The 12425-nt window shown below is 58.1% G+C and carries 12 protein-coding genes and 1 pseudogene; 7 read left to right on the forward strand and 6 right to left on the reverse strand.

What is annotated here, in order from left to right:
- Window positions 1-232, forward strand: a pseudogene (locus tag AC1D2G_RS17725) (alcohol dehydrogenase); the annotation flags it as partial.
- A 357-nt stretch (window positions 233-589) separates the two neighbouring features.
- Here the strand turns inward: AC1D2G_RS17725 and AC1D2G_RS17730 are convergent.
- The 6 genes from AC1D2G_RS17730 to AC1D2G_RS17755 all read right to left on the reverse strand — a co-directional run bounded on the left by AC1D2G_RS17730 (window position 590) and on the right by AC1D2G_RS17755 (window position 5592).
- Window positions 590-802 carry an alpha/beta hydrolase gene (locus tag AC1D2G_RS17730; RefSeq protein WP_477415610.1) on the reverse strand — a complete coding sequence of 71 codons (213 nt, stop codon included), beginning with the start codon at window positions 800-802 and terminating at the stop codon, window positions 590-592.
- 14 nt (window positions 803-816) lie between these two features.
- Window positions 817-1080, reverse strand: a complete 264-nt coding sequence (locus tag AC1D2G_RS17735; RefSeq protein WP_477415612.1) for an alpha/beta hydrolase — start codon at window positions 1078-1080, stop codon at window positions 817-819.
- Window positions 1081-1359: 279 nt separating this feature from the next.
- On the reverse strand, window positions 1360-1929 hold the full coding sequence (gfa, locus tag AC1D2G_RS17740) for an S-(hydroxymethyl)glutathione synthase (protein WP_477415614.1): 570 nt from the start codon (window positions 1927-1929) through the stop codon (window positions 1360-1362).
- Between the two features lie 69 nt (window positions 1930-1998).
- On the reverse strand, window positions 1999-3126 hold the full coding sequence (locus tag AC1D2G_RS17745; protein ID WP_477415616.1) for an S-(hydroxymethyl)glutathione dehydrogenase/class III alcohol dehydrogenase: 1128 nt from the start codon (window positions 3124-3126) through the stop codon (window positions 1999-2001).
- Between the two features lie 103 nt (window positions 3127-3229).
- A complete protein-coding gene (locus AC1D2G_RS17750) occupies window positions 3230-4651 on the reverse strand; it encodes an FAD-binding oxidoreductase (RefSeq protein ID WP_477415618.1) in 1422 nt (473 codons plus the stop codon).
- Window positions 4652-4695: 44 nt separating this feature from the next.
- Window positions 4696-5592, reverse strand: a complete 897-nt coding sequence (locus AC1D2G_RS17755; RefSeq protein WP_436260302.1) for an SMP-30/gluconolactonase/LRE family protein — start codon at window positions 5590-5592, stop codon at window positions 4696-4698.
- Window positions 5593-5948: 356 nt separating this feature from the next.
- Here AC1D2G_RS17755 and AC1D2G_RS17760 point away from each other — a divergent pair, with 356 nt between their 5' ends.
- From AC1D2G_RS17760 to AC1D2G_RS17785, 6 genes are all read left to right on the forward strand, one after another.
- Complete coding sequence (locus AC1D2G_RS17760; protein ID WP_477415620.1) at window positions 5949-7571, forward strand: ABC transporter substrate-binding protein; 1623 nt, start codon at window positions 5949-5951, stop codon at window positions 7569-7571.
- A gap of 44 nt (window positions 7572-7615) precedes the next feature.
- Window positions 7616-8635 (forward strand): ABC transporter permease, encoded by a 1020-nt coding sequence (locus AC1D2G_RS17765; RefSeq protein WP_477269763.1) that lies wholly within the window; start codon window positions 7616-7618, stop codon window positions 8633-8635.
- Window positions 8636-8650: 15 nt separating this feature from the next.
- The gene (locus AC1D2G_RS17770) at window positions 8651-9508 is read left to right on the forward strand and encodes an ABC transporter permease (RefSeq protein WP_436260305.1); all 858 of its coding nucleotides are present in this window, start codon (window positions 8651-8653) and stop codon (window positions 9506-9508) included.
- 1 nt (window position 9509) lies between these two features.
- Window positions 9510-10511: an ABC transporter ATP-binding protein gene (locus AC1D2G_RS17775; RefSeq protein ID WP_477269761.1), complete on the forward strand. Its 1002-nt coding sequence runs from the start codon at window positions 9510-9512 to the stop codon at window positions 10509-10511.
- On the forward strand, window positions 10508-11563 hold the full coding sequence (locus AC1D2G_RS17780; RefSeq protein ID WP_477415622.1) for an ABC transporter ATP-binding protein: 1056 nt from the start codon (window positions 10508-10510) through the stop codon (window positions 11561-11563). Before AC1D2G_RS17775 ends, AC1D2G_RS17780 begins: the two co-directional genes overlap by 4 nt.
- Window positions 11564-11661: 98 nt before the next feature.
- Complete coding sequence (locus tag AC1D2G_RS17785) at window positions 11662-12411, forward strand: GntR family transcriptional regulator (RefSeq protein WP_477415624.1); 750 nt, start codon at window positions 11662-11664, stop codon at window positions 12409-12411.
- The last annotated feature ends 14 nt before the right edge of the window (window positions 12412-12425 follow it).

The raw sequence follows: 12425 nt of genomic DNA on the forward strand, positions 1-12425 counted from the left end.
CAGGGCACAGGTGCCGATGGATCAGGTGATCGCCTTCGAGCTCGAAATCCTCGGCAGCCTGGGCATGCAGGCCTACCGCTATCCGGCGATCATGGCGATGATTGGCAGCGGCAAGCTGAAGCCCGAACTTCTGGTCAGCAAGAGGCTCAGCCTCGAAGAGGCTCCGGCCGCCCTGATGGCCATGGGCGGCTTCGAAGGCATCGGCATCGGCGTGGTGACCACGTTCCAGTAGCCGCCCTCAAGCCCCCCGAGCCTGGTGGCAACTCGCAACGCCACCTCTCGATGCAGCGCTTCATCGAGGGGCGGTCGATGCCTGCAACATTCGCCCCGCTGCCGTGAAATCCGAATGATCAAGGAGTGGCCTTGGCGGCCGAATGGAGCACTCGCGGGCATCAACACGGGCAGCAGCGGTTTTGGTCCCGCCATGGAAGGTATTTCCCAAGCTCCGCAGGATATCGGCGTTTTCTGAAAAAGTGCTATGCCGAAGAACATCCCCCTGCTTCGCATCGGAGGCATCGATAACGGTGATGCCGTATTGTGAAGCAGATTTTCGTATGGCCGAAAATCGGTAGCACCGAGGCGCTGCACATCACCCCTGAGCCAGGTGGATACTTTGAGCGCCAGATCGTTTTGCGAAGAGTATGGTGATATGCGAGCGCTTGTCGCCCAGCTCCGAAACCTGACGCTTGAATACGTCGACATCGATGTCAGGCGAGGCGAGCATGACTGAACGAATTTTGGGCGGCACTTTTGCGTCCTGTTGGCCATGTCGCGCAGAGCCTCCATGGTCAGCCATGCCCATTGAATGGGCCAGGATCACCACCTCGGCGACGTCGGGCTATCGACGGCTGCTTTCAGAACGGCGTCGAGCCCGAAGCGGGAATAGATCGTGCTTTCGCGATCGTAGACGTAGTCGAGCACGTTGCCGCGCGAAGGCCAGCTGAACGGCACCTGTGCGGCATTGATGCGCGCATGGTGAACGAGTTGTGCGAAACGATAGACGGCTTCGGCATGGCCATTGTCGAATCCAGGCACGAAATCAGCACGCGCTTCGTTCCCCGGCTTGCCTTGCGAAAGCACGACACAACCTGCTCCTCGCCAAGAAGGTCGGCCTTGAGCGTGACGAAGGATCGTCGCGGATCGGGCTTTTCAGCATTCGGCCACAGAACGAGACCTATCTGACGAGCGCTGGCGGGGGAAACGGATACGACGATGTTGTCGAGGCGGACGTCGTCCCCACGCTCTCCGGTATATCTGAGCGCGGCATTGTCGGAGGGCTGGCGTGTGGTGGCAACTGGCATCCAGGGAATATCGGGCCGGATCGCTGTTCCGGCCACATGAACGCTTCGTTTCAGATCTTCAGGCCGGCAAGGCGCCGGACTTCTTCGCGGTCCAGGTGGCGATGTAGTCCATCAGGCCGGGATTTAGGCAGTCATAGGGCTCAATGCCGATTGACTTCAACTGCGCACGAATGCCGTCCATCCGCTTCGGGTCGACACCGGATTCGATGATCGACGAGACGAAGGCGGTGAAGCCCGGCGGTGACCAGCCGTCTTCCTGGAAACGCTCGGGATGTATGAAGGACAGGCCCTTGAACGGATGGTCACGCTCGACCGGCCCGTGCATGTGGACGCCGCAGCCTGTGCAGGCATGGCGCAGGATCAGCGCGCTCGGGTCGACAATTTTCAGCTTGTCGCCATTCTCGGTGACGGTGACATCGCCGGTGCCTGCCACGGCAACGACCGAGAACACTGCGCCGTCAGGCTTCCAGCATTTGGTGCAGCCGCAGGCGTGGTTGTGAGCGATCTGGCCCTTGACCTTCACCTTCACCGGCTTGCTGGTGCAGGCGCAAACCAATGTGCCGCCGGCAAAGCTTGCGCTCTCCTTGGGCAAGCCATTGTCGATCTTGGGATGCACTTTCTCAGGCATTTTCTTCCTCCCTTGTTGAACCCTAGGCAATTTGAGTCGCTGGCCCTTCGGTCGGCGGCTCTTTTCTCCTCAGTAAACCACGACGCTTCTGATCGACTTGCCTTCATGCATGAGATCAAAGCCCTTGTTGATGTCCTCCAGCTTGAGCGTGTGGGTGATCATCGGGTCGATCTCGATCTTGCCGTCCATGTACCAATCGACGATTTTCGGCACGTCGGTGCGGCCGCGCGCGCCGCCGAAGGCGGTGCCCATCCAGGTGCGACCGGTGACCAGCTGGAACGGCCGCGTCGAAATCTCCTGGCCGGCGCCGGCAACGCCGATGACCACCGACTTGCCCCAGCCGCGATGCGACGCCTCGAGCGCCTGGCGCATCACCTTGGTGCTGCCGGTGCAGTCGAACGTATAGTCGGCGCCGCCGATCTGGTCGGCGCCGCGCTTGGTCATGTTGACGAGGTGGGGCACGACGTCGCCGTCGATCTCCTTCGGATTGACGAAATGCGTCATGCCGAACTTCTCGCCCCAGGCTTTCTTCTCGTTGTTGAGGTCGACGCCGATGATCATGTCGGCGCCGGCAAGCCGCAGGCCCTGGATGACGTTGAGGCCGATGCCGCCGAGGCCGAAGACGACCGCTGTGGCGCCTTGCTCGACCTTGGCGGTGTTGATGACCGCACCGATGCCGGTGGTCACCCCGCAGCCGATGTAGCAGATCTTGTCGAAGGGGGCGTCGGGGTTGACCTTGGCCAGCGCGATCTCGGGCAGCACGGTGAAATTCGAGAAGGTCGAGCAGCCCATATAGTGAAAGATCTTGTCCTTGCCGATCGAGAAGCGCGACGAGCCGTCCGGCATCAGGCCTTGCCCCTGCGTGGCGCGGATGGCCGTGCACAGATTGGTCTTGCGCGACAGGCAGGACGGGCACTGGCGGCATTCGGGCGTATAGAGCGGGATGACGTGGTCGCCCTTCTTGACCGAAGTGACACCCTTGCCGACATCGACGACGACGCCGGCGCCTTCATGGCCGAGGATCGCCGGAAACAGGCCTTCGGGATCTGCGCCCGACAAAGTGAACTCGTCGGTGTGGCAGATGCCGGTCGCCTTGATCTCGACCAGCACTTCGCCCTCGCGCGGACCATCGAGTTGTACCGTCATAATTTCCAGCGGCTTTCCGGCCTGAACGGCAACGGCAGCGCGTACGTCCATCGTCTTTCTTCCTTCTTCAACCCTTTTCAGCAGGCCTTTGCCCCTTGCTGATCGCCTTTTCCGGCTCCAGCCGGGCCTCGAAGAGATCCGACGAGGTCAATTGCTAGCCGAACCTCACCGCACCGAGACCCGCTGGTGAGGTGATCGTTTTGAGTTCTCGCGCCATATGTTTCAGCACAGCCGGCGTGAACTTGTCGTAGTAGGCTTGGTTTCTCCGGCCAATCGCATGTTCACCACTGAAGCTGCCATCAAAGTCATTGACCACGACGTCATACACCCAGTCCCTGAGCTGGCCCTCCATGCTCGCATCTGCAGCAACGCCGCTTGCCCGATCGGCAACGAGATTGAAATGCACACCACCATCGCCGATATGACCGAAATCGCAGACCGCAACGCCAGGGAAGCGCGCCGGTATTTCGGCTTTCATCCGCTCGCAGAACGTCATCACGTCACCTCTGCGAAAGGCCAGATCAAACGCGACAAGCTTTCCCATCTGTCTCACGCCCTCGGAGATCGCATGGCGCAGCGCCCACATTTCATGCGCCGACCCGAACAGAGCATCGGCCAAGGGCGCCTCTTGCAACTCCCACATTTCTGCCAGGACCGTTTCAAGCACGCTGTCGAGCGTCTGCTCATTGTCGCGAAGATCCCAGGTTCGCGTTAACTCCGCCAAGATCACGTAATCGGGGATTTCGCGGTTTTCGAAGGGATTGCGCAAAGATGGGATATGATGGAGCGTGGCCTTAATCGCATTTGCGGACATGCCCTCGAAGGCAGTGAGATAGCCACCGGCGCGTGTTTCCATTGCACGAAGCAGTGACATGACATGGCCGGCACTTGATGGAACCAGCAATGCAGCGGCGCTTTGTCTTGGGCGCCGTTCAAGGTTGAGAACACATTCGGTGATAATGCCGAGACTGCCGGATGTACCAATAAAAATCTGCTTCCAGTCGATGCCGGTGTTGTTCTTTCTGAGCTCGCGGCCGAAATCGAGGATCGTACCTTCCGCATCCGCCAACACGACCTTAATGCCAAGCGTATTCTTGCGGGCGTCGCCATATTTGAGAAATCGTGCCCCACCTGTATTTGTTGACAGCATGCCGCCCAGCCGGGGATCTGCACCAAGATCAATTGGGAAGAACAGCCCTTCGGTTTCGAGCGCGGCATTCAGATCCGACAGCAGGAAACCCGCATCTACGGCCACCGAACGGTTGTCGACGTCCAGATTGAGGCTCCGGGCCAACCGGTCAATGCTAATCACCGCCTGGGTTCCACTGGAGTCCGGCGTCGAAGCCGCGACGACGCCCGTGTTGCCCCCTTGCGGAATGATATGTATCCCGTGGCGCACGCAATAGGACACTGCTTGGGACATTTCCTTTGTCGTAGCCGGTCGCACAACGAATGAGGCGCGCCCCTTGTCATAGCGGGCACCGTCCTCATACGAGGCCGCGTCATCGCCGAACATGACGGCTTTTTCTCCAAGCATGGCGCCCAGGGTTTCAACGTGTTGAATATCAGCGACCATGCGGGGCCCTCCGGGGTTGAGATGATAAAAGTCCCGACACCGCGCTATGCGGGATGCAGGGCATGGGGTGCCTGCTCCGGAAACCTGTATGTGGGAAGACCAGGCACAGCGACGTCAAAGGCGATCAAAGTACCGGTTGAATGCTTCCCGTCCCGATCGGTTGTCAGGGACGTGACGAACATTGTCTTGAAATCCGGTCCGCCGAAACAAGGCATCGTCGGCGCTGCTACCGGCAATACCAGGGTCTCGAGGAGAGAGCCGTGGGCCGTGAACCGGTTGAGGACCCCAGCGGAAATACCTGCGCTCCAATAGCAACCCTCGACATCCACCGCTGCCCCGTCGGGCAGGCCGCCTTTTTCGTCGAGGACGATGATGGTCCGTTGATTGGAGACTTGTCCACTGCCCGGATCGAAGTCGAAAGCTCGCACGACCGGCCCCCGCGAATCCGCGTGATACATTGTTGTTCCGTCGGGATTCCAGGCGAGGCCGTTTGAGACACGCAGCCCGTCGATAATGGTCGTCACTTCGCCACCTGGTGTTACACGGTACAGGCTCGCCGTCGGTTGCCGCGGCAACGCATCGTGCATGCTACCGACCCAAAACGACCCGTCGGGACCGACTTTCCCATCATTGAGCCGGTTCGTCGGACGGCCAGGTTCAGGGTGAACGAGAAATTGGAGCGACCGGGTGGCCGGGTCGAAAATATGGACACCGCTCCTGAGTGCTACAATTAACTTGCCGCCCGCGACGAGGCCAAGACTGCCTATCTCGTCGGGCATCGGGTACTCCACCACCGTTCCTGAGGCCGGTTCGAGGGTGAAAGCTGCCGGCCGCAGGACGTCTATAAACCACAGGAGGCCTTTCTCTTCGTCCCAGACCGGGCTCTCACCGATGGCCAGCTCGAAATCTATACAGGTCTCAAAATGAGATGTTGTCGGCACAAAAGCCTCCACCCGGGATCGGAACGATCATTTTTGATATAGCAAACTCTTCGCTAGTGTCGAGACGCAATCTTCCATCGATCGCAACTTTCTCCGGTTTGGATCGAAATCATTGAAAATTCTCACATTTCTTTCCGGCTGGAGAATGCTACGGCCATTTTGACATAGCAGATAAGCCGTCTCTGAACGTCCTTTCTGCCGAAATAATCGGACTGACCTCCCGCCATTTATGGCCTGCGGGGCTGGTTCCCGCCAAATTTCCCATTGACAGGTGGCCCAAAATTCAACGTTATGATATATGATGGACGTTCTGAAGCGCCGCGTTTCGTCACCAATCAACAAAGGGGAAGATCAAAATGACCGTAGCGTTCGATAAGACTCCCAATCGCAAAAGAGTCGGCCGTGCCTTGCTCCCGCTGGCTATCGCCCTGGCTATGCTTGGCTCGACGTCTCTTGCCTCCGCGCAAGCGCAAAAACCGCTCATTATTGCCCGCAACCTTGCCGTCAATTCACTCGATCCCGCTCGTACCACGTGCGATACCTGCAACATCTATTTGTATGCGGTCTACGAGACGCTGGTGAGGCTCGGAGATGACAACAAGACGATCACCCCGGCGCTGGCCGAAAAGTGGGAGGTCAACGACAACAATACGCAGTTCACGTTTCACATGAATCCGAAGGCGGTCTTCTCCGACGGATCGCCGGTCGAAGCCAAGGACGTCAAATGGTCCTGGGAGCGGCTGGCCAATCTCCAAGGAGGCATGGCCTGGCTCTTCGAAACCGTGACGTCGATCGAGACCCCCGATGCACGCACGGTCGTGGTCAAACTGTCGGCGCCGGATTCGGAATTCCTCGGCAAAGTCATCGCGCCATACTCCGGTGTGGTAAACAGCGACGTCGCCTCGACACAGGGTGCCAAGGCCTCAAAGGATGGGGCTGCCTCGGACAGCGCGGAGCCTTGGTTCCTCACCAATTCGGCAGGCAGCGGCCCTTATGTGCTGGGAGGCTACAGCCCGAACGACGAATTGCGGTTCAAACGCAACGAAAAATACTGGGACAAGCCAGCCGCGATCGCCGAAATCGTCATAAAGCAGACGAAGGATTCTGTTGCGCAGGCACAGGCGCTTGAAAGCGGCGCGGTCGATATAGCGATGCAGATCGCACCGGATACCGCCCAGACGATCAAAGCTCCCAATGTAGTCGTCGAATCAGTGCCCTCGTACAATTTCCTTTACATGGCGCTAAGCCCGGGCGCGAAGGCAAACACGGTACCGCTGACGCTCAAGGTGCGGCAGGCCATAGCCTACGCCATCGACTATAAGGGCATCATCGACTTCACAATCGGCGGGGCCGGCAAGGTCGTGCCCGTTGCGATTCCTAACGGCTTCCCCGGCACCGACGGCCTGCCGCAGCCGGAATACAATGTCGAGAAAGCCAAGCAACTCCTGAAGGAGGAAGGGCTTGAGAATGGCTTCGACATGGAATCCGTGTTTCCCAACGAGAACTATTATGGGGTTGATATGTCAACGCTCATGCAGTTCGTGCAGCAGAACCTCGCCAAGGTGAACATCCGCCTTCAGCTGAAGCCTGCCACCTTCCCGGTCTGGCTTGACACGGTCAAGGGAGACCACACGCCGCTGACTGCATCGTTTTACGGACCTGATTACTTCGGTACCGACCAGTATGTGAAAACCTTTGGTATGATCCCGGGCACACGCTGGCTGGCTCGCTCTGGCGGAGACAAGATAGAGGGCGTGTTGAACAACAAGGAAAAGGAACTGCTGGACAAGGCCGTTGCGGCGCCGATCAACGAACGCGACGAACTCTATCACCAGATCGCGTTGGAGATGATCAAGGACCGCATCATCGTGCCACTGGTCGGTCCCGATACGATCCTTGCCTATAGCAAGAACATAAGCGGAATGAAGTACAGCGTGACGTCAATCCTGCCGCTACAGGATCTCAGCTTCGCGCAGTAATGCGCGACGACGGGAACGTGGAAGTCTGATCGAAAGGGCGAACAATGCAAGCTCATACATACGTTCTTCGCCGTTTGATCGGACTTCCACCCTTGCTTTTGGGTGTGCTTACCATCGCCTTCCTTCTGTCGCACGCCTCGCCGGCGGATCCACTTTCCTCGATCCTGCCCGAGCGGCAGCTCAGTAATCCGGAGGCGGTTCAAGCGGCGAAAGTCCGCTGGGGTTTGGACAAGACGCCCGTCGAGCAATATCTGATCTATCTGAAGAACGTGGTCACGGGGGATTTGGGCACGTCCTTCCGGACAAAGCGGCCGGTCGCTCAAGACCTGATGGAGCGCCTTCCCGCGACAGTGGAACTGGTCGTTGCGGCATTGCTGTTTGGCTCGGTTTCAGGAATTCTGCTTGGGGTAGTCGCAGCGCGTATGCGTGATACCGCCGTGGACCACCTGGTGCGCCTTTTCGCACTTTTGGGATCTTCGCTTCCGGTATTCTGGTCCGGGCTTGCCGTGCTCTTCATATTTTCCGTCCAGCTTGGTATTCTCCCCGGACCGGGGCGGCTTGATGCCCGCACGTCCCCAGAATCCACGATTACCGGCTTCTATACCGTCGACGCGCTGTTCGCCGGCAACATGTCGACGTTCTGGGAGGCTGCCACCCACTTGATACTTCCCGCGAGCGTCCTTGGATGGTCTGTCACCGGCATAATATCTCGGCTGGTACGCGCCAGCATGCTCGACGTGCTCAGCCAGGACTATATTCTTATGGCGCGCTCCAAGGGTGCGACCGAAAGAAGGGTCCTCTTCCATCACGCCCTCCGGAATGCACTGATCCCTGCGATCACCGTCATCGGCTATTCCTTCGCCTTCCTCATTACCGGCGCTGTTTTGACCGAAACGATTTTTTCGTGGCCCGGCATAGGCTCCTACGCAGTGGAATCCGCCCGGGCACTGGACTATCCGGCGATTATGGGAGTGACCATGCTTGGAGGGACGGCGTTTCTTTTGACCAATCTCCTTACCGATCTCACCTACGTGCTGGTCGATCCTCGCATCAAACTCCAGTAGGAGCCCGGCAATTCCATGGCCGCAGCAGACACCTTACACGCAACGCTCAGGCGTAAACGACGCCGCACCAATCTGTGGTCGGTCATTCCCGCATATATTGGCTTCGCTATCATCCTGTTTTGGATATTTGCTGCTCTAACCGCGCAATATTGGATGCCCTATAGTGCTTTCGACATGGTTGGCCGTCGGCTCCAGCCCCCAAGCCTTGAGCATCTGTTTGGTACCGACGGCTTGGGTCGCGACGTCTTTTCACGGACGCTATCGGGAGCGGTCTATTCCATTCCCGTCGCATTTTTCGTCGTGTGTGTCGGTGCGATCCTCGGCAGTTGTCTTGGAGCGATGGCAGGTTTCCTGGGGGGCTGGATAAACACGATCATCATGCGGCTGGTCGACATCACCTTGTCCTTTCCGCCAATGCTCCTGGCGATGGCGGTCGCGGCTACACTAGGCCCGGGACTTTGGACGGCGACGGTGGCGATGATTGCTGTCTGGTGGCCGCTCTATACGCGTCTGATGCAGGCGCAAGTTATCAGCGTCAAACAAATGGAGCATGTCGAGGCTGCAATATCGTCCGGCGTCCGCAAAGGCCGATTGCTGCGGAAATATATCCTGCCTCTCTGCGGAACGCCGATTCTCATAAATGCAACTATGGATTTCGGGCAGGTCGTACTGCTCGCAGCATCGCTGAGCTTCATCGGTCTCGGCGCCGCCCCTCCTGCCCCGGAATGGGGCGCGATGGTCTCGGATGGCACCGTGAATTTCTACTATTGGTGGATCGCCGCAGCGCCCGGTTTGGCCATCCTGAGTGTCGTTCTCGCGCTGAATTTCATCGGCGACCGGGTCCGCGATATTCTCGACCCACGGAAAGCATGACATGGGCGACCAACCTCTTCTCGAAGTAAATGATCTACGCGTGACCTTTGAAATAGCGAACGGTTACGTCGAGGCCGTTCGCGGGGTGAATTTTTCTCTGAAGAGAGGCGAGATTATGGGTCTCGTCGGTGAATCCGGCTCGGGGAAAAGCATCACGATGCGTGCCGTCATGGGGCTTTTGCCGCCTTCCGCGATGGTTTCCGGCTCGGTCAAGCTTCTCGGTCGAGAACTAATCGGCAGTCCTGCAAAGGACCTGCGACAATTGCGTGGATCGAGAATGTCGATGGTCTTTCAAGATCCCCTGACTGCGCTCAATCCCGTACTGACGGTCGGCGACCAATTGGTCGAAGCGATCAGGATTCACAATCCGCAGTGCACAGCCAAGGAGGGGCGGACAAGGGCGATCGAATTGTTTCGTTCGGTCGCGATTCCTTTTCCGGAAAAGCGCATTGACCAATATCCTCACGAATTCTCCGGCGGCATGCGTCAACGCGTGGTTGTCGCAATCGCAATCGCCAACAAGCCAGATCTTATTATCGCCGACGAACCGACAACGGCTTTGGACGTAACCGTCCAGGCGCAGGTGCTGGAGCTTCTCCGCAATCTTTGCGAGGGCAGCGGAACCGGCCTGGTGCTAATTACCCATGACTTGGGCGTCGTCGCCGGCATGGCTGAGCACGTGTCGGTCATGTATGCGGGCTCGATCGTTGAACGAGCGCCAGTCGATGACTTGTTCGACAATCCGCGTCATCCCTACACCAGAGGCCTGCTGGGTTCGTTGCCCCAGCTGACCGGGGAGATTGCTCGTCTCAGCGATATCGGTGGGGCTCCGCCGACGGCAGGTACCATACCGCCTGGCTGCGCTTTCAACCCGCGATGTAGTTTCTCTGTCGAAAGATGTCAGCTCGAAAGGCCCGAACTCCGAGGTTTCGGGCCAACCGACGTGGCCTGTCATCTCGCCCAGGCCATCCCGGCTGCTAAAACCAGAGTGAACTCGGCATGACATCCACTTTGCAGGATCTCCCCGCGGGACAGACCACTAGAGCTGTGAGCCATTCGGATGCCGGTGAGCCTTTGCTGTCGGTTAGAAACCTGACCAAGGATTTCGGCGCTGGCGGGGTCTTTTCCACTCTGAAGAACGCTCCGGTCATTCGGGCCGTTGCAGGTGTCAGTTTCGATATTGCCAAGGGAGAAACACTTGGGCTTGTCGGCGAGTCCGGCTGCGGCAAGTCGACACTTGCGCGCTGTATTCTCAGACTCTTGCCACCCAGCTCGGGAGAAGTGCTCCTCGAGGGAACCGACCTCAGCAAGATCAGCGAGGCGGAAATGCGTGCAAAGCGAAAAGATCTCCAGGTAGTCTTCCAGGACCCTTTTGCTTCGCTTCATCCTCGAATGAGAATCCGTGAGATAGTGACGGAGCCATTGCGTCTTCTGGATATGTCAAAAAAGGACATGTCGGATCGTGTCAGTGAGCTGATCGGACTCGTCAAACTCAACCCGGAGCATCTTGACCGCTTTCCCCACGAACTTTCAGGCGGCCAGCGACAACGCGTGGGTATTGCAAGGGCGCTCTCGGTCAAGCCGAAACTCATCATTCTTGATGAACCCGTCTCCGCTCTCGACGTGAGCATCCAGGCAGGCGTGCTCAATCTGCTCCATGATTTGCAGCAAGAGCTAGGCCTCTCCTACTTGTTTGTCGCGCACAATTTATCGACAGTGCGCCACATTTCGGATCGCGTTGCCGTTATGTATCTTGGCAAGATTGTTGAAATCGGTCCCCGCAACGAGATTTTCACGTCGCCAAGACATCCATACACGACCGCTCTCCTATCGGCGGTGCCAACCGCCGACCCTCGAAGCGAACGCACCCGCCGCCGCATCGTTTTGACCGGGGACGTGCCCAGCCCCGCCGATCCCCCGAGCGGCTGCCGCTTCCGAACGCGGTGCTGGAAGGCACAGGAACTCTGTCGCACTGTCGAGCCCATGCTTATTCACCAGGACGAAACCGCCTTTGCATGTCACTTTCCTATGGACAAGACCGGTCCCAAGGGCTGAAAAGCGGGCTTCGCCTTGTCGACATCTCGTAATCGGGGTTTGCTGGCATTATTGCTGGTAAACTCAGACGCCGGTATTGGACAGGCGGGAAGGCATATATGAATTCGATAGTCACACCAGAGACCGATATCGATAGTAACGAGGATCTCGGTCTCAATCGGCACAGCCTGTCGGAGCGGATATACTCACGTTTGCGCGTGGCACTCATGACCGGCCAATACGAACCTGGAGCACGCCTCAATATCAGGGGGTTAGCGGCCACATACAACACGTCGCCAACGCCGGTTCGGGAGGCCATTTTCCAGCTCGTGCGCGAGGGCGCATTGGAAATCCGACTTGGCCATCAACCCCGTGTGCCAGTGCTGTCGATTCCGCAATACATCAATATTCGCGAAACGCGGGTGCCTCTCGAGAGACTCGCAGCAGAACTTGCGGTGGTGCGGATTAGCGATGAGGACATTGCGAGACTAAGCGTACTGCACCAGAGGTTTATCCAGAGCGAAAAGGAAGAGCGTTGGAAGGAAGCACTTGCTGCAAACCAGGAGTTTCATTTCACGATCTATCGCGCCTGTGGCAACGATGTCCTCGTGAGGTACATTGAAAATCTCTGGCTCCTTGCTTATCCTTTCGTGAACAATCAATATCCGATCACCCGACCCGCAACGGCCGCTGTCCATCTGCATCTTCTGATTGTCGACGCATTGAACAGGCGCTCGCCGGCCGAAACCGGCGATTTGGTCACTAGGGACCTCCGCGAAGGATCTTACAATATCCTGCAAAGACTGAGCGGGGCTGAAAACGGCGACGACGCAACGCCATCGCGGCGAAAGAAAAGACAGAAAAGCTGAAGCACTTCGCGGTC

This window comes from Mesorhizobium sp. P2_C7, from assembly GCF_056404515.1.